Here is a 21202-nt window from a genome sequence, read left to right on the forward strand (position 1 = left end):
GAATCGCAAATCGATGACATCGCCCAACCCTCAAATAGATCCGAGGGCCAACCTTTAGGTGACGCGAAATGTATGCTGACATCTCTATTCAGAAAACGTCCCAGGCCGTTTCAATGCCTCGCGCGGCAGTTTTGCTGATCAACCTCGGTACACCAGACGCACCCACTGCGCGTGAAGTGCATCGTTATCTTGCGGAGTTCCTCTCCGACCCGCGCGTGATCGAAATGCCGCAATGGCTTTGGCAGCCCATTCTTCGCGGCCTCGTGCTTCCATTCAGAAGTCACGCGGCGGCGCGCCGATATGAATCCATCTGGATGCCCGACGGATCGCCGCTCCGCGTGCATACCGAACAGCAGGCCACCGCACTTCGAAGATGGCTGGCCGAACGTGGACAGCAGGTGCGCGTCGCTTACGCGATGCGTTACGGCACGCCGAGCATCGCGGGAGAACTCGATCGTCTGATCCGGCAGGGCTGCGATCGCATTGTGATCTTGCCGATGTATCCGCAGTACGCGGCATCGACCACCGCCACGGCCTTCGACAAGGTGGCCTCCGCGTTCGCACAGATCCGCAATCAACCGGAGGTGCGTTTCATCAAACAGTACTTTGCAGATTCACGCTATATTTCCGCGCTCGCCGACACCGTACGGCGGCACTGGTATGTGCACGGACGCCCCGACTTCAACCGCGGCGATCAAATGCTTCTGAGCTTTCACGGCTTACCGCAACGCGCTATCGAGCGTGGCGACCCTTACCACGCGCAATGCCTCGAGACGGGCGCACTGCTTGCCGAGGCGTTGAGCCTTGACGCACACCACTGCAGAGTGACGTTCCAGTCGGAGTTCGGAAGACAGGAGTGGATCGGACCACATACCGCGGAAACACTGGCTGAACTCGGCGCGTCCGGCACGCATCGCGTAGATGTCTTTTGCCCGGGCTTTACTGCCGACTGTATCGAAACCGTCGATGAAATCGGCGTCGAAGGGCGGGACACGTTCCTCAAATGGGGCGGCAGGGAGTTCCATCGGATCGATTGCGTGAACGCGTCAGCGCCGTTCATCGATGCACTCGGGGAGCTTGCACTCGATCAGTTGAAGCACTGGAGCGGCGTCGTCACACAATCCTGCCGGAAGGAAGAAGTCACGATCTCTGACATGGGCGCCGCATCATGTCTTACGCTTTGATTCGTGCAGGTTGCGCGCGGTCCACGTGCAGGCCCACGCACCCTGTATTCAATTTCTAATAGACTGCAGGAAATAGTGCTCCGGCAACGCAATGCCAAGGCCCAGCCGCGCCGCTTCCCGATACACATGCCCGCCCACCGCCGCAAACTGGACGCCCCAATTGCCCACTGTGTAATAGAAGGTGATCTGCCGGGCATCCGTGCGGCCCGGCGCGCGGCCGGTTATCACGTCGGTGTAAACCGGCCAGCCGGTCGTATCCACTCTTTCTCCGCGTGACACGGGCAAACGCGCCCGCTCCTCGCCGCTTCCGCCGATAAACGCATTCGGGCTGCCCGACACGCGCTGGCTGAAGCGTTCACTCTCCTCCATCGGCAAGCGTTCACGGCCTTGCGCGATGCACACGTCGAAGCGGTTTGCGACACTGGTGTCGAATTCACGCGGCGTGAGCGCCACCACGTGCATGCCCGGTTCCAGCCAGTCGGCGTCGATGACGGGCGTCATGCTGTCGGTGCAGGTGGCGACGATGTCGGCGCCGCGCACCGCCTCTTCGGCCGAGCCGACAGCTTCGACCTCGATCCCAAGTTTCGCCGCCATGTCCCGCGCAAATCGCAAACGGTTCGCCTCGCGACGGCTGAAAACGCGCACGCGCCGAATCTCGCGTACCGCCACCAGCGCCTCGAGAAACGTTTCGGCCATGCCGCCCGAGCCGATCATGCCGACGGTGTGCGCGTCCTCACGCGCAAGCAGCCGCGTGCCGAGTCCCGCCGCGCCGCCCACGCGCATGTGTTGCAGGTGGCCGTCGTTGAGCATCGCGAGCGGCTTGCCGTTCTCGGTACTGAACAGCATCACCAGCCCGCAATACGTGCCCGGCTCGACGCAGTACTTCTGCTCGCTGCCCGCGCGGCCGTCGGCGTCACGCGGCCACACCATCACGTCCGATTTCAGACGCACCGCCAGAATGCCGTCGGTCGCGCCATCCACCGAGCCGAAACGGTAATAGCTGTCGTCGCGCTGCGTCGGCACATAGGTGTCGATACGTGGACGCCCAATCGACGCGCCACCCGGCAATCCGGCAAACGCGCGTTCCTGCACGTCGATGCAATCGCGCATCGTCAGCACGCGCGCGACACAGTCGTTATCGATAAGCAGCATCGTAATGAGTCCCCGAGCGTTCCCGTTAGCGTCCGAATCAGCGTGCAACCAGCCGCGCCGCGCCTGCCCCGGCGCGCCGCCCGAACACCACGCCGGCGACGAGCCCCGTGCCGCTGCCGTAGTTGTGATAGTAAAGACCGCCGACAATCTCGCCCGCCGCGAACAGCCCTCGAATCGGCGTACCCGACGTGTCGAGCACCTCGGCCTCCGTCGACACCTTCAGTCCACCGAACGTAAAGGTCACGCCCGTGGTCACGCCATAGGCTTCAAAAGGCGGCGTGTCGAGCCGATTGGCCCAGTTGGTTTTGTCGATGCCGAGTCCACTCGTGCGCAGGCCGTCGTGGATGTTCGGATTGAACGACACATCGGGCCGCGGCGCCTCGTTATACGCGCGCACGGTACGCAGAAAACCTTCTGGATCGACGCCCGTGAGTTTCGGCGCCAGTTCTTCGAGCGTGTTCGCCGTCTCTTTGGTGATGCGCGCAATCCTGTACTCGTCGCGCAGCAGCTTGACGACTTTCTGATCGAAGATCTGCCACGCGAAAAGGCCTGGCTGGCGCAAGACTTCATGCCCATACTTCGCGTAGGTGAAACTGTGAAAGTCGAGCCCCTCGTCGAGAAAACGCTCGCCCTTCGCGTTCACCAGAATCCCGAACGGGTAGTTGTGTTTCTGGAAGCGATCGCCAATCGTCAGATCGCCGTACTCGGGTGCATTCATGTCCCATTGCACCGCATGCGCGCCGGACCAGTGCCCCGTTACCGCCGCGCCGATTTCCATCGCCATCTTGTGGCCCCAGCCGGTGTTGTAGCGTGTGCCACGCACTTTTGCCAGGTCCCAGTTCGGCCCGAGATAGCGCGCACGCATCTCCGCGCTCGACTCGAAACCGCCGCATGCGAGCACCACCGCTTTCGCGCGGATGTCGACCTGCCGCCCCTCATGCATGGCGCGCACGCCTTCGATGCGCCCGTCGCCATGCAGCAGGCCCATTGCCTGAGTGCGATAGAGCACGCCGATTCCCGCGTCCTTCAGCGCATGATGCAGCGTTTCGACCAGATGCGTGCCGCCACCCAGAATGTGGCAGGCGAGACCGCCCCAGAAACGGAATTTGCCTTCGACACGAAACGCCTGCCGCCCCAGCGCCGGCTGGAATCGCACGCCATGCCGCTTGAGCCACAGCGCGGCGTCGTAGCTGTTGCCGATCAGTACGTCGGTCAGATCCGGGTCGGCGCGGAACTCGGTTAGCCGGCCGATATCGTCGAAGTACTGCTCGCGCGTGTAGGTGCCGAAATCGATATTCGGCAGGTCCAGTTCCGCGATATCCGGCGCGAGCTTCAACAGGTCGTCGACGGAATCGTAGACGAAGCGGAACGCGCCGCCCGTGAATGCAGAGTTGCCGCCGCGGGCTTCCTCCGGTGCGCTTTCGAGCAGTGCGATGCGCTTCGCGCCACCTTCGCGTGCGGCGAGTGCCGCATTGGCCGCGGCGTTTCCCGCGCCGATTACTAGCACGTCGATATCGTTGAGTTCGTCGAGGGTCATCAGTTGGCTCTCCAGTTCCAGTGTGATCTAGCGTCGTGGGTATTCAGCAAGCGGTGTCAGCGACGCCGCGTCCACTTCATCCACGACCGGGTTCAGTGTTTCGAGGCTGCGGCCGGTGGTCCGCGGGCCGAAGACGAGTGTGATCAACGCAGTCAGGAACCATGCGCCCGCGATATACATGAACACGGTCACATAGCCGTAGTTCGTGTAGATCGCCGCGATCACGAAGGCATTCGCGACATTCGCGATCCGGCCCGCGCCATACGTGAGACCCGTTGCGCTATTGCGCACGCCGGTCGGAAACTGTTCGGGCGTGTACGAATAGAGTAGCGTCGCGAAGGTCTGCGTCAGCATGCCGACCGCGAATCCGAACGTCACGATCAGTACCGGCGTGAAGCTCAGCCCGTATAGCAGGCCGAATCCCGCGATCAGGAGCGCAACGAGCGCGATCAGATGCTTGCGTTCGAAACGGTCGGCGGGATAGACCGCGAGCAATGCGCCAAGCGGCGCGCCCACGTTGATCAGCGTGAAATACGTGAGGCTGCGTGCAATCGTGATGCCGTGATGCACCAGCAAGGTCGGCACCCATGCCTCAAAGCCGTAGAAGCCGATCGTCTGCAGCAGCCAGATCGCGCAGAGCGTGAGCGTGCGCCGGCGGTAGACGCTGTTGAACATCGTCATCCATGGCTCGCGCGCTTCGGGCGGCCGCACGACGACCTCGGGCGAGCTCAGCACGTTACCTTCGGCGACGCTCCTTGCCTCCATCGCCGAGAGCGCGGCTTCGGCCTCGTCGAAGCGTCCTGCTCGCGCGCTCCAGCGTGGCGACTCGGGAAGCCGCTTTGCGATCAGCGGAAACGCAATGCCAAGCGCGCCCCACACGAAGACCCAGCGCCAGCCGTCTGGACCGAACGGCACGAGCAGGCGCGCGACGAAGTTGGTCAGCGGAATCGCGCACAGGTTGATGACCATGGCCCACGACTGCCAGGTGCCGCGCGAGCGCGCCGGGAAGAGTTCGGCGATATAGGTCATCACCGTCACCATGCCCGCGGAAATGCCGAACCCGGTGACGACCCGCGCGGCGAACAGATACGGGACGCTCGGTACGACCGCCGTTGCCAGCGAACCGAGCGACGAGATCAGCACGAACAGCATCAGCGAGCGTTTGCGCCCGAGCCGGTCGGACAGCAAACCGCCGAGCGTCGCGCCGAAGAACATGCCGATGAAACTCGCGGACGTGATCAGCGCGATTTCATTGATCGCGATATGCCAATGCCGGATCAGCGCGGGCGCCGCCGACGCGAACGTGTTGATATCGCAGCTATCGAAAAAGAGCGGAATCGCGAACAGAAACATCCATTCGCGATGCATCCGCGAGTTCGGCAAACGGTCGACGCGCGCGGCGACGAGTGAGTCGTTCATGCCTGTCTCCTTTGTCGACCGGAGTTAGTGCTTTAGCACTTACTCCGGTCCCATGCAAAGCTGTCGACCGGAGTTAGTGCTTTAGCACTTACTCCGATCCCATGCAAAGCTGTCGACCAGAGTTGGCGCTTTAGCGCCAGCTCTGGTTCCATGCAAGGCTGTCGGCGGTCATAGCCGCGCGATTGTTTTGCTCGTTCGTATGAATCTATCCAACGCGGCCCGACAACTGCGTCAGTGCCGCAAACCTGCTTCGAATAAACCAGTCACCGTGCTGATGTCTTCAATACCGTCGATGCGCCACAGCATGCCCAACGCGTCGCGGCTCGCATCGGGCGTCAATACGTGATTCGCGCAGTCGAGAAACTTGGCTTCGATCCGTGCATCCGGCAACGGATTGGCCGACGTGCGGCCCGCCGCGCGCGCGACGCGTTTCGACACACGTCGGCCGTCGCGCAACTGAACGACAACTTCTGCCCCGAAATGATCCGCTTGCTGGTCCGCCAAAGGATCCGGCTCAGCGACGATCTTCGACATGAGCGCGCGAATCGCGGGGTCGGCGTATGCGTCGCCTTCGAAATCGGACAACACCACGCGCCCTTGCGCCAGCGCGCGCGCCACGCAGTACTGCACGCTGAATTTTGCATCGAGCGCACTGGCCGGTTGCGGGCGATTCGTATGCTGAAGGCGGCGCGGATGCGTCCACGACACAACCGATTCGACATCGTCCGGCTTCAGTCCGTATTCGCCGACGAGCATCAACATCGCGTCGATCGCCGGGTGCGTGCTGCCGCAGCATGGGTACTGCTTGATCGCAATACCGGGTTCGACGATGTCGAGTGGATCGGCCCAATGCGTCAGCGCCGCTTCGGCGTCGTAATGGCCCACACCGTTGTAGACGTTGAAAAAGCCCTGTCGATGTTCGAAGGTTTCGTCGCCAGCGCTGAAGCCCTCGCGCGCCAGCAGCGTCGCGATCAAGCCATTGCGCGACGCATGACCGACGTGCAACGGCTTCGTCATGGTGCCGAAATTGGCCTTGATGCCGGAAGCGAACGACGCGGCAATCGACAACGCGGTCGCCGTGTGCGCCGCATCCAGTTCGAGCAGATGCGCCGACGCGGCACACGCGCCGAATACGCCGAGCGTCGCCGTTGGATGCCAGCCCTTGTCGTAGTGATGAAAATTGACGGCATGCGCAATGCGCGCCTGCGCTTCAAAACCCGCCACGTAAGCGGTGACGAGGCATCGCCCGCTCGCGTGCACCTCTTCGGCGAGCGCGAAGAGCGCCGGCAGGATCGGCGCGGATGGATGGCCGCCGAGTGTATTGCTGCAATCGTCGAAGTCGAGCGCATGCGCGGCCGTGCCATTGACGAGCGCGGCGTCGCTGGGCTTCATCCGCTCGCGCGTGCCGACCACGAGCGCGGCTCCGTTGGAAGGCGCCGCCACGGTCCGCGCAATCCGCGCGCAGGGTTCCGCCGAACCCGCCAGCGTCACGCCGACCGTGTCGATGATGCCGATGCGCGCCCAGCGCAACGCTTCGTCGGGCACGTCGGCGGAAGTGAACGCGGCGATGCGTCCGCCCAGCGTCTTCGCGATGCTCATCAGCGGTCTCCTTGTACAAGCGAAAGATCTGGCGGCGATCTGTGCAATGGATCGGTCGATGAAGCAGACATCGCGTCGAGCCAGTGCAGATCCGCTTCGTCTTCCACCCGGTCCAACTGCTCGAACAACGCGTGCGCCGCTGCGCCCAGCCGCTTCGTCATCCGCATGAACTTGGCGCGCAATTGGGCCGGTGTGAACGGCGTCGACGGACAGCCCGGGAAGTCCGTCTGCGCCAATTCGTAGGTCGTGCCGTTATCGAGCGTGATGCGTGTGACGGTGGCGAGGCCGGTGGCGTCGGTCGCGACGAGCGTCACGCGCTGCGCGAGTTCGCGGATGGCTTCGTCTTGCAACAGGTGGTCGCCGAAGGTCGACGGATCGTCGGCATCGTGCAGCAGCGCCGCCGCCACGCACACCGGCACGCTGTATTGCGCGAGCACCTGATTGGCGGGCAGCTTGATATCGTGATTCGCGGCAAGACGCGGCGCGCCCTCGATCCGGATCGCGATGATACGGCGCGCGTCGATATCGTACGCGGCGCGCAGTTGCTGCGCGGCGTAGACCGGTGTGTGCGCCACGATGTGACACGCGTAGCGCTTCAGGCACAGCGTCGGCGTTTCATAGTGCGCGCCTAAACCAGCGGTCAGACGCGCCGCGTCCGAGGCCTCGCAATACGCCTCCAGAAAACCGTAGCGCCCTTCGAGCACCGTCGACGGCCCGTCGAACCCCGCTTGAGCCAGTTGCACGGCGACGATGCCCGATTGCGCCGCGCGCCCCAGGTGGATGCGTTTGACGAGACCACCATCGCCGGACTTGGCGAATTCGAGCAATCCGCCGCTCAACGAGCCCGCAATGCCCAACGCGCGACTCAATGTATCCGCATCGACGCCGGCCAGCTTGCCCGCTACGATCGCGGCGCCGAACGGTCCCGTCAAACCCGGCGCATGAAAGCCGCGTGCTTCGGCCGAGTGTTTGGTCGCCGTGCCGATCCGGAATAGCACCTCGATACCGGCGACGAGCGCCGCCAGCACTTCGCGTCCCGATGCGCCATAAACCTGCGCGGCGGCAAGCGCAACCGGCACCAGCGTCGCGCCGGGATGAACGCCGGCGCCAGGCTGCCGCAAGCTATCGAGTTCCGCCGCGTGGACCAGCACGCCGCCCGCGAACGCCGCCGCCTCCGGCGCGACGCGCCGGCTCGTGCCGGGGATTGCACACGGGCCCGCGGCCGCATGGCTGGCATAGCGCAGCGCGGCCTTGCCGGCTTCCACTTCCTGTCCGTACAACGCCGCGCCGATCGCGTCGATCAGGCAGTCTTTGGCAAGCCGCACGATGTCGGCGGGCAACTGCTCGAAGCGCACGCTGAGCGCGTACTCCGACAACAACTGCGCAGCGGTGCGTCCAGCGGATGAAGCCGGCTGCATGAAAGCGTCTCCATTGATCTTGGTGATCAGCTTGGTGGTCACTGAGGTGACCACCTCAGTGACCACATTACTGGCGCGCTTCTTCGTCGATCACCGACCGGTGGCGCGTCTCGGGCATCAGCACGTACGTGAGCAGCGACACCGCCGCGCACGCGCTGACGTAATAGAAGAACCATGATTCGTGGCCCGCGTGCTTGAAGCGCAACGCGAGATATTCGGTGGTGCCGCCCATCACCGACGACACGATCGCAAACGGCAGGCCAACGCCGAGCGCGCGAACCCTCGCGGGAAAAAGCTCCGACTTGACGAGCCAATGAATCGACGAGAAGCCGCTGAGAATGCCGAGCGCAGCAAGGTTCAATGCAAAAGCGGTGAGCGCGCTATGAGTCGCGCCCAAAGCATGCATCAGAGGCACCGTCAGGAACGTGCCGCCGACACCGAAGATCATCATGACCGGACGCCGTCCGATCAGATCGGACAACAGGCCGAAAAGCGGCTGAAAACCCATGTAAATGACGAGCGCCACGGTTGCGATCAGCGTTGCCGTGTCGCGGCTGAAGCCCGTCGTGTTGACCATGAACTTCTGCAGATAGATCGTGAACGTGTAGAACGCAACGGTGCCGCCGATGCTGATGCCGATCGTCCACAGCGTCTGACGCCGATGCTGGATCAGCAGCACCAGCAGACTGCCCCGCTCCGTCTGCTTCCGCAGGCCGGCACCGCCTTCTCGCTCGAATGCGTCGGTCTCCGCAATGCCGCGCCGCAGATACAGAGCGAAGACGGCCAGCGCGCCGCCGATCGCAAATGGAATGCGCCATCCCCACTGTTCGAGTTGCGTGGGCGTCAACACGAACCGTTGCAGCACGAGCATCAGCGCGAGCGCCACCAGTTGCCCCATCACCACCGTCACCTGGACGAAGCCGACAAAGAAGCCGCGCCGGCCCGTCGGCGCCATTTCGCTCAGATACGTCGCGCTCGTGCCCGCTTCCCCGCCCATGCTGAAGCCTTGCAGCAGACGCGCGCAGACCAGCACGGCGGGCGCGGCCACGCCGATCGACGCATACGTCGGCGTCAACGCAATGATCAGCGAGCCGACGCTCATCATCGCCACCGATACGCTCAACGCCACGCGCCGCCCGCGCCGGTCGGCGAGCGCGCCGATGGCCCAGCTGCCGAGCGGCCGCACGACATAACCGATCGCCGCGACAGCCGCCGCATTCAGGAGTTGCGCGGTCTGATTGCCGCCCGGGAAAAAGCCTTGCTGAAATAGATCGAGAAAATCGAGTACGCCAGAAAGTCGTACCATTCGATAACGTTGCCGGCACTGCCGCCGATAATCGAGCGCAACCGTTCGCGCCGCGCGGCGGGCGTGGCGGACAACGGGAGTGTGTGCGCAGTCGCGGCCACGATGGCTCCTCAGGGGGCGCTCGCGAGAAGCCGCGCGAGTTCTCTGGCGTCCGGCTGATCTTCGGCGTGCATCACCCAGTCGACGATGCGCGCGATCTGCCGCGCGTCGATCCGATGCGCGGCGAGCTTTCTCATCTTGCCGACGATATCCGCTTCGCTCGCGAACGCATGTTCGCTGCCGCGCTGCGCCTCGACCGTTTCTTCGAGCCGCGTGCCGTCGCGCAACAGCACTTCGACGCGCACCATATGCCGCAGCATGGAACCGCGCGCCGTAATCGACGGATCCTCGACCACCTGCACGCGATCGGCCAGCGCCATGCGCTGCGGGTCCGCGACCTTGTCCTCGCTGAACTGGTCGACGAAGACGTCGCCTTCGAGCAGCAGCGTTGCGACGCAATACGGCAGGTTGAGCTGCGCGGAGGTCAGCCCCTGCGGCACGTATTTCCAACCCACATGATCGACCGTCACACGCGAACCGTGCACGACGATCCGCTCGATATCGTCCGGACCGAATGGATGACGGGCCTGCATCGCGCGGATCGCATCGAGCGTGGTGTGATTGCTGCCCACGCACGAGTAGAACTTCAGTGCGATGCGCATGGTCTCGAAGCGCTCGCCGAGGCCGTCCACGAGTTGCGTGAGATCGAAGCGGTCGGACGAACGCGAGAATGTGCTGCAAAAGCCGCCGTACGGGTTCTCAAACACGTCGACGATACCCGTGAAACCGTTTTGCGCGAGCAACGCGCCGTACAGGCCGCTTTGCGCCGCCCGGCCCGCGTGCATGCGCTTGACCATCGCGCCGAACTGCGCGGCCATCAGCCCCGCTGCCTGCGTGCCGCCGATGCCGAGCGCGTGCACCGTCTGTTCCACATCGAGCCGCAATGCGGCTGCCGCCCCCGCCGCAGCCGAGAATACGCCGACCGTCGCGCCCGAATGCCAGCCTTGCGCGATGTGCTCCGGTCCCATGCACATGCCCACGCGTGGGCCGACCTCATAGCCCGCCACGCAGGCACGCAGGAAATCGCGGCCTGACATCGGCGCGCCGACGGATAGCAGTTCGGCGACGGCGAGCACGGCCGGCAAGGTCACCGCCCCGACATGCAGCACGCCGACGCGATGCACGTCGTCGAGTTCGAAACTCTGGATCAAGGTGCCGTTGACGAGCGCCGCGTGCGGCGCGGACAAACGCAACGGCATGCCCCACACGCGGCAACCCGGCGTGCTATCGACGCGCTGCAAGGTATCCGCAAGAATGCGGCTCCACGGCAACCCGGCGCCGAAAAGGGCGCAGCCGAGCGAATCGAGAATCAGCAGTTTGATGCGCGCGCGCACCTCGTCCGGTATCGCCTCATAGCGCAAGCCCGCGACGAATGCGGCCACGCCGCCGGTATAAGGGTTTGCGCCTACGTCGTTGTGCTGGTTCATCGTTTCGGGTGCCGTTCTGGGTGCAATCGCGCGGATTGGGTTGCACGGAAATGTCGTGCCTTCAGTATCCGCAGCCCGAACGCGTTTGTGAATTGCACGCGACGTGATTATTATTGCGTCACATGCAAGAGTCAGCGGGGTGCAGATGAACCGTTTTCCGGGTGTCGATCTCGACGCATTGCGGGCTTTCGTCGCGGTCGCGTCGCACGCGTCGTTCAACGACGCGGCGATCGAACTGAACCTGTCCGCGTCCGCTTTGACGCGGCGCATCAAACGGCTCGAGGAAGCGCTCGACGCCATGCTGTTCGAACGCACCACACGTACCGTCGCGCTCACCAGTTCCGGCGAATTGCTGTTGCCGCGCGCGCAGGGCGTGTTGCGTGAGCTCGATGCATCGCTCGAACTCGTGAGCGAAGCGACGCGTATCCGTACCGGTCAGCTGACCATCGCGTGCATTCCGACGGTAGCCAAATTCATGCTGCCGAAAATCGTCAGCAGTTATCACAAGCGGCGCCCTGAAGTGCGGCTCAGGCTCATCGAGGCCAACCTCGCCACGGTCGTGCAGCGTGTCGCGAACGGCGAGGCGGAATTCGGCATTGCGTTTCTGGTGAACGAATCGCCGGAGCTTGAAATCGACGAACTGCTTGTGGATCCGTACGTGCTGGCCTGTCCCGCGGATCATCCGCTCGCCGCGAGCGAGCACGTGACGTGGCCTGAGTTGCGGCCGTGGCCGCTGATCGTTTCCGGCACCTCGAGCGGCAACCGGCGCATGCTCGACGCCGCGCTCAGGGATATCGACTGGCGCCCCGACCGGCTGATCGAGATCGAGCATCTGACCACTTCATTGGGGCTCGTCGAAGCGGGACTCGGCATCTCCATCATTCCGCGTTGCGCGGCACCGCGCGACGCGCACGCGCGCATCGCGATCCGGCCTCTGGTTGATCCGACGGTCGCGCGAACCATCGGTCTGATTCGCCGGCGCGATGCCGCGCTCTCGTCGATCGCGCGCGACTTTCGTCTCGCGCTGCGCAGGATGGCGCCATTCGATCCGTCGATTCTGCACGAGCCCGCTTGAACCTGTCGGCAAGTTGACTGAATGGGCTCAGTGGATGTGAGACCGGATCATGGCGTCTTTCGAAGGCGTCCGATCTGGCGGCGCCACGCTGTCGGCGGACTCCAATACATCGATGCTCGTGTCGGTACGGTCGAGCATCGCGCGGGCCTTGTTCATATCCAGCGCCCCTTCCCATCGAGCTACCACAATGGTCGCCACCCCGTTGCCGATCAGATTCGTGACCGCACGAGCCTCGTTGAGAAAGCGATCGACACCTAGCAGCAGCACCAGTCCAGACACGGGGATTTTGTGCATCGAGGCCAGCGTGGCAGCCAGCGCGACGAATCCGGCTCCGGCCACACCCGCGGACCCCTTGGATGTCAGCAACAGCACGCCGAGCAGCAGCAACTGGTCCCAGATCGTCAGGTGGATATTCATCGCTTGCGCGACGAACATCGAGGCCATGGTCAGGTAAATCGCCGTACCGTCGGCATTGAAGGTATAGCCTGTGGGCAACACCATCCCGACCACGGGCCGTGAGCACCCCAGCTTCTCCATTTTGATGAGCATCTGCGGGAGTACTGCTTCAGTCGAAGCGGTGCCGAGGGTAATGAAGATTTCGTCCTTGATGTAGCGGAGATACTTCCACAGCGACAGCCCGCTCATCCGCATCACCAGACCCAGCACCACGACGACGAAGAAAATCGAGGTCAGGTAGAGGCACAGCATCAGTTGGCCGAACGATGCCAGCGTGCCGATTCCGTACTTCGCGATGGTGAATGCCATGCCGCCAAAGGCACCGATGGGCGCGACATACATGACGATTCGCACAACGCCGAACATGCCCTGGAGGAACATGTCGAGCATATCGACGAACGGCGCGGTGCGAGGCCCCAGCCTGGCGAGCGCGATGGCAAACAGAAGCGAGAAGAAGATGATCGGCAGGATATCCCCATTCGCGAACGCTCCGACAATGCTGTTCGGAACGATGCTCATGAAGAAGTCGAGCATCCCGTGCTGTTGCGCTGCGTGCGTATAGGTGGAGATCGCTGAACTGTCGATATGCGCGGGGTCGATGTTCATACCGCTGCCCGGCTTGATGACGTTCACGATGACAAGCCCGACAGCGAGCGCGATCGTCGATGCAATTTCGAAGTAGACGACCGCCTTGACGCCGACGCGGCCGGCCTCATGAAGGTCTGTCATGCGGGCAATGCCGACCACAACGGATGCAAAAATGATCGGAGCGAGCAGCATCCGGATCAGTTTGATGAACAGGTCTCCGAGTGGTTTGAGTTGAGAACCGAAGTCAGGGTAGAAATGCCCGACGAGGACACCGGCAATAATGCCGATCAGAACCTGTACGTAGAGCTTGGAAAGAGATTTTCCGATCTTTGAAACCCGCATGACTGTCTCCTATGCGTGGCATCTTCTAATGAAAGTCAGATTCGTACTCCCGGCAGCGGGATTTACCGTTGGGGAGAGTACGAACCGATTTCGCCAGCGTTCTTTGTCTATTTTTATCAACGCTACGCCGACGCTTTTTGTCGGCGCGTTTTGTCGGACTACGGCTTATGCGGACAGCTTTTGCATCTCGACGAAGAGATCGGCTTTTCCTTCGAAGCCGATGCCCGGCAGATCAGGCATCGTGATGATGCCGTTTTCCACCTTCACGCCGTCGGGGAAGCCGCCGTAAGGCTGGAACAGGTCGGGATAGGATTCGTTGCCGCCGAGGCCAAGTCCGGCCGCGATGTTCAACGACATCTGATGGCCGCCGTGCGGAATGCAGCGGCTCGGTGACCAGCCGTGCTGACGCAGCATGTCCAGCGTGCGCAGATACTCGACGAGGCCGTAGCTCAGCGCGCAGTCGAATTGCAACCAGTCGCGATCCGGGCGCATGCCGCCGTAACGGATCAGGTTGCGGGCATCCTGCATCGAGAACAGGTCTTCGCCGGTCGCCATCGGCTTGTCGTAGTAGTTGCGCAGCGTGGCCTGCAATTCGTAATCGAGCGGGTCGCCCGGCTCTTCGTACCAGAACAGGTCGTATTGCGAGAGTGCCTTCGCGTACTGGATCGCCGTGTCGAGGTCGAAACGGCCGTTGGCGTCGACAGCGAGTTTTTGTCCGTCGCCCAGTACGCTCAGAATCGAGTCGATGCGGCGCAGATCTTCGTCGAGCGAAGCGCCGCCGATCTTCTTCTTGACGACCGTATAGCCGCGGTCGATATAGCTGCGCATTTCGTCTTTCAGCTTCCCGTGGTCCTGGCCTGGGTAGTAGTAGCCACCGGCCGCGTACACGAAAATCTTGCGATCGGGCTGACCATTACCGTAGCGGTCGGCCAGCAACTGGAACAGCGGCTTGCCTTCGATCTTCGCCACCGCATCCCAGATCGCCATGTCGATGGTGCCGATCGCGACCGACCGCTCGCCGTGGCCGCCCGGCTTTTCGTTCATGAACATGGTCGCCCAGATCTTGTGCGGATCGAGGTTGTCGCCGGTGTCGTTGACGAGCGTGGCGGGGTCGGCTTCGAGAACGCGCGGAATGAAGCGCTCGCGCATCAGCTTGCCCTGGCCGTAGCGGCCGTTCGAATTGAAGCCGTAACCCACCACCGGCTTGCCGTCGCGGATGACGTCCGTCACCACGGCGACGAGACTCAGCGTCATCTTGCTGAAGTCAATGTAGGCATTGCGGATCGGGGAACTGATCGGAACGGTCTTTTCGCGGATTTCAACGATTCTCATGACGGTGTCTCCTGAGTTTTGGGCACGTATCGCATGCGTCTGGCTGCAATGGAAACTAGGTTATCCGCGAAATGAGGCGTTAGAATTCGCTTAGATTCATTTCATTTTTTACTTTAGGTGAACAGCCAAAGTGACAACTGACTCGGCATCCGACTTCGAGTTTTTCATCCTCCTCGCCAAACTCAAAAGCTTGTCGGGGGCGGCGCGCGCGCTCGATCTCACGCCACCGGCCGCGACCAAACGCCTTGGGCTGATGGAACAGAAACTGGGGGCGCGGTTGGTCAACAGGACAACGCGCAGTGTCAGCCTGACGCCGGAGGGCGAGACCTACCTGCGCTACGCAACACAGATCGTCGGGCAAGTCCGGCAGATGGAGGACGAGATATCGGGGGCGCGATCCGATCCCCATGGACTGTTACGCGTCAATGCGACGCTCGGTTTCGGGCGCACGGCCATCGCGCCGCTGGTGTCCGAATTCGCGAAGCGCTTTCCCAACGTTGAGATCCAGTTTGAAGTGACGGACCGGCCCATCGATCTGGTCGAGGAAGCGTTCGACATGGCGATCCGTTTTGGAACGCTTCCTGACAGCCGGCTTAGCGCCCGGCGCATCATGAGCAATCGTCGCTTTCTTTGCGCCTCCCCGAAATACCTCGAACGATTTGGGACGCCGGAGCGCATAGAGGATCTGGTTCGGCACCGTTGCATCATTCATCGCCAGAACGACGATGCTTATGGCGTGTGGCGGTATATGCAGGGGGACCACACCGAAGCGTTGAAGGTCAAAGGCGCGCTTTCGAGCAACGATGGCGATATCGTGCTGCGGTGGGCGCTTGACGGACATGGGATATTGATTCGTTCCGAATGGGATCTGGCGAAGTACGTTCAAAGCGGCCGGCTAAAACTGGTTTTACCCAATACGGTACTGCCGTCGGCCGATCTGTTTGTCTACTATCCCAGCCAGCGAAACCAGACAGCGCGCGCCCGGGCATTCATCGATTTTCTGATCGATCATTTTCAGGCCCCGTTCATTCCGGTTGAAACCGGCGCTTTGCTGTACGACCAGAAAAAGAAAGCGGGCCGCAAGCTGTGAGTCGCGCGCTGTCATTGCACGGACGCTGTCGCGGACGGCGCGCATTCGATCATTAGCCGTAGTCGTTGATCCTGGCCGCCCGTGCGGCCGGCTTTGCGCCCTTTGCCAAGCTTGCGTCGACCTTACGTCGAACCAATAGGATCGCTCACGGCGCCGCGCTGCGCCGTTTGCTCCAACTGCTCGCCGAATTGCAACGCAGCGAGCTGAGCATAGAGCGGCGAGCTCAACAGGAGCTCCGCGTGACGACCCTGCGCGACGATACGCCCCTGTTCAAGCACGACAATGCGATCGGCCTGTTGGACGGTCGCGAGGCGGTGTGCAATGACGAGCGTGGTGCGATTCTGCGCGGCATTGTCCAGCGCCTTTTGCACCAGCCGTTCGCTGGCGGCATCGAGTGCACTGGTCGCTTCGTCCAGCAGCAGGATGGGCGGATTCTTCAGGATCGCGCGAGCGATCGCAATGCGCTGGCGTTGTCCGCCGGACAGGCGCACGCCGCGCTCGCCGAGAAAGGTGTCGTAGCCCTGCGGTAGTTCTTCGATAAAGCCGGCCGCAGCGGCCATATCGGCAGCCCGCTGGACCTGCGCGAGCGTGGCTTCCGGCGCGCCATAGCGGATATTGTCGAGTACGCTCCCGGAAAAGATCACTGATTCCTGCAGCACCACGCCAATTTCCTTGCGCAATTCAGCGAGCGGCACGTCACGGTTCGGGACGCCGTTGATCAGAATGCGGCCGGCTTGTGGATCGTAAAAGCGCAGCAGCAACTGGAACAACGTGGTCTTGCCCGCGCCGGACGGGCCGACCAGTGCGACATGTTCGCCCGGACGGACGTCGAGCGAGACCGCGGAAAGCGCCGCGATGCCCGGGCGCGACGGATACGAGAAGCTGACCTCGTCGAAGCGGATGCCCTCGCCTCGCGCAGGCAGCGTGACCGTCGTCTCGGCCTCCACCACCGGCGAGCGCGCCGCCAGCAATTGCAGCAAACGTTCGGTGGCGCCGGCAGCGCGCTGCAGATCGCCCCACACCTCGGCGACCGCTCCCACGGCGCCCGCCGTGAACACCGCGTAGAGGATGAACTGGGACAATTGGCCCGCTGTCATGCGCCCGGCCAGCACTGCCTGCGCTCCGAGCCACAGCACGAATACGATGGCGGTGAACACCAGCACGATCACCACGGCGGTCAACCAGGCGCGCGCGCGAATGCGCGTGAGCGCGGTCTCGAAGGCCGCCGCCACCGCGCCGGCAAACCGGCGTGTTTCAAAGGGTTCCTGCGTGTACGACTGCACGGTCGGCATGGCATTGAGCACCTCGCCCGCCAGCGCGCTAGTGTTCGCGATCTTGTCCTGGCTCGCGCGCGAGAGCCGCCGCACGCGCCGGCCGAAGATCACGATAGGCGCGACCACCACGACCAGCGTCGCGATGATGTAGCCGGACAGCACCGGGCTCGTCACCGCGAGCATGGCCACGCCGCCGGTCAACAGGAAGAAGTTGCGCAATCCCAGCGACAGGCTGGTGCCCACCACCGTCTGGATCAAGGTAGTGTCGGCGGTGAGCCGTGACAGCACCTCGCCGGTTTGCGTGGTCTCGAAGAACTGCGGGCTCATCTGCAGCACGTGATCGTAGACCGCACGCCGCAAGTCGGCCGTGACCCGCTCGCCCAGCCATGACACGAGGTAGAAGCGCAGCGCCGTGGCGCCGGCCAGTACCAGCGAAACGACCAATAGCGCGAGGAAATAGCGATCGATGTGCCCCCGGTCGCCGGCGGCGAAGCCACGATCGATCAGGTATTTGAACGCCACCGGCAACACCAGTGTGGCGCCTGCCGAGGTCACCAGCGCGAGGAACGCGAGCGCCCAGCGGCCGGCATAGGGGCGCAGGAAGGGAAATAAGGCAAAGAGGGGGCCGATGCGGGGTGAAGGCGGCGACGACGTCATAGCGTCTGGCATGAGGATTCCCAAGCGGATCGAATATCCTCCCGATTGTGCCAGTCTTGCGGATTGGAAGGCGGCCCGTTTAGGTCCTTCAATCGGGCGTCGCAGTATGGACGATGTGCGCGTTGCCGAATTCGACGACGCTCTCGGGTTATGAGTCGAGGCGGACCGGCTGAATCACGCGACAGCCGCCAGCATCGACTGACGACACCCCACTGCGGCACACCGGCAAGTGTATTGGGCTCGAACGTCCTCGTCCGAGGGATCGTCGGTTGTCAGCAGGTACTCGATAAACAGTTCTTCACCCGCTTCAATCGGCCGGATCGTGTGAATGAAGATGCGGCCGGCATCTTCGATGGTCTCGCAGTTCGGCGCACATGCATGGTTCAGCCATCGCGCACTATTGCCACCACGGCTTCCGTCGATCACGCGCCCGTCCGACAGGCCAAACAGAAACGTGTGCCCGGCGACACCTTCGCGCCGGTGCCGGCGCACGGCTTCCCGCCAGCTCGTCAATTCGCCCCGGTATTCAAGCACGCACTCACCCGCCGCGAGCGGCCGCATCGCGAACACACCCTTCCCGTGAACCGACGACCGCCGTACGATCACTCGCCGCATACTGTTTCCTTGACTGATATAGGCGCCAGTATACGAGTGCAAATTTACGCTTGCATCATTTTGTGGTGGTTATTCGCGCTTGGCCGGTCCGTGGAAAACGATCCAAAGCCCCCGCGAAAACTAGAACTTCTTGCGAATTCCCACCCGCAGCGCGATCTGATTCGCCGAACTCGACGCTTGCAAAACGGGCGCAAGATCGGCGACCGCGCCGCCTCCGGCGCGCATATACGTTGCCGATCCGTACACGTCGGTGCTCTTCGACAGAAAATAGTCCGCACTCGCATCCACCTCGTGATAGTGCGGTTCCTGCCCGGTTGCGGAGACGTTGCCTTCGGTGTAGCTGTACGCCACGCCAAGCTGCAGCGCCGGCGTCACCATGTAACTGGCCACGACCTCGCCGATATTGAAGGTCACATGTCCGTTGATTTTCGCGCCCAGGCTCGGGTCGAGGTCGCCGAACTGTGTGTGAGTCCAGTCGGCGCTGATCTTTGCCGCACCGAACGCGTAGGCGGCGCCGAGGCCAAACACTTTGTAGCTGCCGGCAGCAAGACCATAGTTGCCGTCGACCGTGTTGGTGGCCGTCCACACCCCTTCCGATACGGCGGTGGCCGGATGGTCGATCGATGTGTAGGCGCCCACCAACTGCAGATTTCCATTTGCGTACTGAAGCGCGAAAGATTTTGCGCCGAAACGCGCAAAATCGCCCGCGACGCCGCCGAAGCTATAGGTGGCGACACCCGTGAAACCGGCAATGGTCGGCGACACGTACTTGACGGCGTTTTGCAGGTGAAAATCGACACCGTTGTTGTCCAGATCGCCAGGATGCGGAAACAGAATGCCGCCTGGCAAGATGCCGTTGGCGGACAGCGGGCCGATATAGTCGCCCACTTCTTCGCCCTGCCGCCCGAGCGTCAGCGTGCCGTAGCGGTTGTCGGACAGACCCACATAGGCCAGCCGGCCGAACAGCCGGCCGCCTTGACTCAACGCGCCGGTGTTGACGTTAAAGCCGCTCTCGAGCCTGAAGATTGCCGTCGTGCCGCCTCCCAGGTCTTCCACGCCTCTGAGCCCCCACCGATTGCCTTGCGAGATGCTGCCCTGCATCTGCCAGGCGCTCTTGCCGCCCTGATTGCTCGACCAGGTCAGCCCGTCGTCTATGATGCCGTAGATCGTCACGCTGCTCTGGGCATATGCCCCGAGACTGATGAATAGCATTGCGGGAAAAGCAACGAGCAGCTTCTTCACGATTTTTCCTTGGTTAGTTATCTTGCGTTTTTGTTTGCATACCGAAGTAAATATAAAGCGCGTAGAAAGATGAATTGCTCAGCCTTCCAACTATTGCTGCCTGCTTTCACCCGGAGCAGGCAGCACATGATCGTGAGTCAGATCGGCTTGCCCTCGCTGGACGCCCAATTGCGCATCAGCGTGTTGCCTGGCAAGTTTTCATCAACCATCTTCCTGGCGGTTTCAATCCCGGCAATGGGCAACCCCGTCGGATCAAGCACACCGATCTGCACGAGCACCGAGGCCTGATCCCAATAGATATGCTCGTTGTACAGCTTGTCGCCCCGAAAGCACACGACAGCCAGCATCGGAATCTCGATGTACCTTCCGGTAGGCGCCAGCCCCGGCAGCAGCCAGTCGATCTCACGATCGTGGGTTGCGCAGAACACGAACTCGTCGACGATCCGGTCCGACCCGATGGTGCGGGACAGCGGAATGAGCCGCGTGTCGTCGGGATTCGCGTCAACAAAGTGGTATTTATAAAAACGCTTGAGCTCATCATGGCCGACTCCACCCGTCATGGTCGGCACGTGGTTGACGTACGGCTCGGCGACCATGGTGGGCATGATCGCGTTGACGTCGCGTGTGGCGAATTCATAGTGGCAGTGCAAATCCCACAGCGCATTCAGGTCGTAGATCGGCCCCAACACTTTGCGCAGCATCGCAAGCGAGCGCGAATACGCCATCATGGCGGCCGGTTTGTCGAAGTGCTCGCGCTCCGGGGTCGCGAATGCGTGATCGCAATCCTGGTACACGTACTGCTCAATCCGCGGATTCTCGCTGAATGCCGTCTGGATCTTCTCGCGCATCGCGGGCGGGCACAGCGCATCCCGGCCGGCAAAATGGAACACCATCGGGCATCGGATCGAGGGCACCTCATCCAGAAACGCGTCGAGGCCGACACCGTAATAACTCACCGCGCAATCGATCTCCGTCCGCGCAGCGGCAAGCATCGCCAATTTCCCGCCGAGACAGTATCCAAGCGCACCAACCTTGCCTGCCTGTTGCGGCAACGCGCGCAGCGCCGTGAGGGTCGAGGCGATGTCTTCGACCGCGAGTCCAAGATCGAGTCGCGCGTTGTAGTCGAGCGCGGCGGCAAAGTCCGCTTCGCCGTACCCAAGCTCGACGCGCGGTTGCATGCGCCAGAACAGATCCGGCACCAGCACCACGTAGCCTTCCTCCGCGAAGCGATCGGCCATCGCCTTCATGTATCCGTTGATACCGAAAATCTCCTGCAACAGAATCAGGCCGGGCCCCGAGCCTTGCCTGGGTTTTGCCATGTATGCAGAAAACGCCTGTCCATTGCCTGCATCGATCTGGATGAACTCACCGCTCATGATCCGTTCCTTTC

16 protein-coding genes are annotated in these 21202 nt (G+C 62.5%); 3 read left to right on the top strand and 13 right to left on the bottom strand.

Translation table 11 applies throughout. The annotated features are described in order from the left end of the window. The first annotated feature begins 113 nt into the window (after nt 1-113). Nucleotides 114-1184: a ferrochelatase gene (gene hemH / locus B0G74_RS28300; RefSeq protein WP_132378472.1), complete on the top strand. Its 1071-nt coding sequence runs from the start codon at nt 114-116 to the stop codon at nt 1182-1184. 48 nt (nt 1185-1232) lie between these two features. On the opposite strand, the gene B0G74_RS28305 is transcribed toward hemH, so the two are convergent. From B0G74_RS28305 to B0G74_RS28335, 7 genes are all read right to left on the bottom strand, one after another. Then, nucleotides 1233-2336, bottom strand: a complete 1104-nt coding sequence (locus B0G74_RS28305) for an ornithine cyclodeaminase family protein (protein ID WP_132378474.1) — start codon at nt 2334-2336, stop codon at nt 1233-1235. Between the two features lie 37 nt (nt 2337-2373). Next, entirely contained in the window at nt 2374-3873 is a 1500-nt protein-coding gene (gene tcuA, locus B0G74_RS28310; protein WP_132378476.1) for an FAD-dependent tricarballylate dehydrogenase TcuA, read from the bottom strand. A gap of 27 nt (nt 3874-3900) precedes the next feature. Beyond that, the gene (locus B0G74_RS28315; RefSeq protein WP_132378478.1) at nt 3901-5292 is read right to left on the bottom strand and encodes an MFS transporter; all 1392 of its coding nucleotides are present in this window, start codon (nt 5290-5292) and stop codon (nt 3901-3903) included. A gap of 231 nt (nt 5293-5523) precedes the next feature. After that, nucleotides 5524-6891: an MmgE/PrpD family protein gene (locus B0G74_RS28320; protein ID WP_132378480.1), complete on the bottom strand. Its 1368-nt coding sequence runs from the start codon at nt 6889-6891 to the stop codon at nt 5524-5526. Further along, nucleotides 6891-8351 (bottom strand): MmgE/PrpD family protein, encoded by a 1461-nt coding sequence (locus B0G74_RS28325; protein WP_132378482.1) that lies wholly within the window; start codon nt 8349-8351, stop codon nt 6891-6893. Before B0G74_RS28325 ends, B0G74_RS28320 begins: the two co-directional genes overlap by 1 nt. A 25-nt stretch (nt 8352-8376) precedes the next feature. Further along, nucleotides 8377-9615 (bottom strand): MFS transporter, encoded by a 1239-nt coding sequence (locus tag B0G74_RS28330; protein ID WP_347814521.1) that lies wholly within the window; start codon nt 9613-9615, stop codon nt 8377-8379. 110 nt (nt 9616-9725) lie between these two features. Continuing rightward, nucleotides 9726-11141, bottom strand: a complete 1416-nt coding sequence (locus B0G74_RS28335) for an MmgE/PrpD family protein (RefSeq protein WP_132378484.1) — start codon at nt 11139-11141, stop codon at nt 9726-9728. 145 nt (nt 11142-11286) lie between these two features. On the opposite strand from B0G74_RS28335, the gene B0G74_RS28340 reads away from it, so the two are divergent. Then, complete coding sequence (locus tag B0G74_RS28340) at nt 11287-12216, top strand: LysR family transcriptional regulator (RefSeq protein ID WP_132378486.1); 930 nt, start codon at nt 11287-11289, stop codon at nt 12214-12216. Between the two features lie 27 nt (nt 12217-12243). Here B0G74_RS28340 and dctA read toward each other — a convergent pair whose 3' ends face one another. Together dctA and B0G74_RS28350 are read right to left on the bottom strand one after the other, a co-directional pair. Beyond that, nucleotides 12244-13602, bottom strand: a complete 1359-nt coding sequence (gene dctA / locus B0G74_RS28345; protein ID WP_132378488.1) for a C4-dicarboxylate transporter DctA — start codon at nt 13600-13602, stop codon at nt 12244-12246. A 165-nt stretch (nt 13603-13767) separates the two neighbouring features. Then, complete coding sequence (locus B0G74_RS28350; protein ID WP_132378490.1) at nt 13768-14934, bottom strand: mandelate racemase/muconate lactonizing enzyme family protein; 1167 nt, start codon at nt 14932-14934, stop codon at nt 13768-13770. 130 nt (nt 14935-15064) lie between these two features. Here B0G74_RS28350 and B0G74_RS28355 point away from each other — a divergent pair, with 130 nt between their 5' ends. Then, nucleotides 15065-16024, top strand: a complete 960-nt coding sequence (locus tag B0G74_RS28355; protein ID WP_132378492.1) for a LysR family transcriptional regulator — start codon at nt 15065-15067, stop codon at nt 16022-16024. Between the two features lie 122 nt (nt 16025-16146). Here the strand turns inward: B0G74_RS28355 and B0G74_RS28360 are convergent, their stop codons facing one another. From B0G74_RS28360 to B0G74_RS28375, 4 genes are all read right to left on the bottom strand, one after another. Then, complete coding sequence (locus B0G74_RS28360) at nt 16147-17967, bottom strand: ABC transporter transmembrane domain-containing protein (protein ID WP_132378494.1); 1821 nt, start codon at nt 17965-17967, stop codon at nt 16147-16149. Nucleotides 17968-18129: 162 nt separating this feature from the next. Next, complete coding sequence (locus B0G74_RS28365) at nt 18130-18570, bottom strand: SET domain-containing protein-lysine N-methyltransferase (protein WP_132378496.1); 441 nt, start codon at nt 18568-18570, stop codon at nt 18130-18132. 120 nt (nt 18571-18690) lie between these two features. After that, complete coding sequence (locus B0G74_RS28370) at nt 18691-19812, bottom strand: porin (RefSeq protein WP_243658326.1); 1122 nt, start codon at nt 19810-19812, stop codon at nt 18691-18693. Between the two features lie 137 nt (nt 19813-19949). Continuing rightward, nucleotides 19950-21188, bottom strand: coding sequence for a dienelactone hydrolase family protein (locus B0G74_RS28375; protein WP_132378498.1), 1239 nt, complete (start codon nt 21186-21188; stop codon nt 19950-19952). Nucleotides 21189-21202 lie beyond the last annotated feature (14 nt).

The sequence above is a fragment of the Paraburkholderia sp. BL9I2N2 genome (assembly GCF_004339745.1).
In the GTDB taxonomy this organism is placed as follows: domain Bacteria; phylum Pseudomonadota; class Gammaproteobacteria; order Burkholderiales; family Burkholderiaceae; genus Paraburkholderia.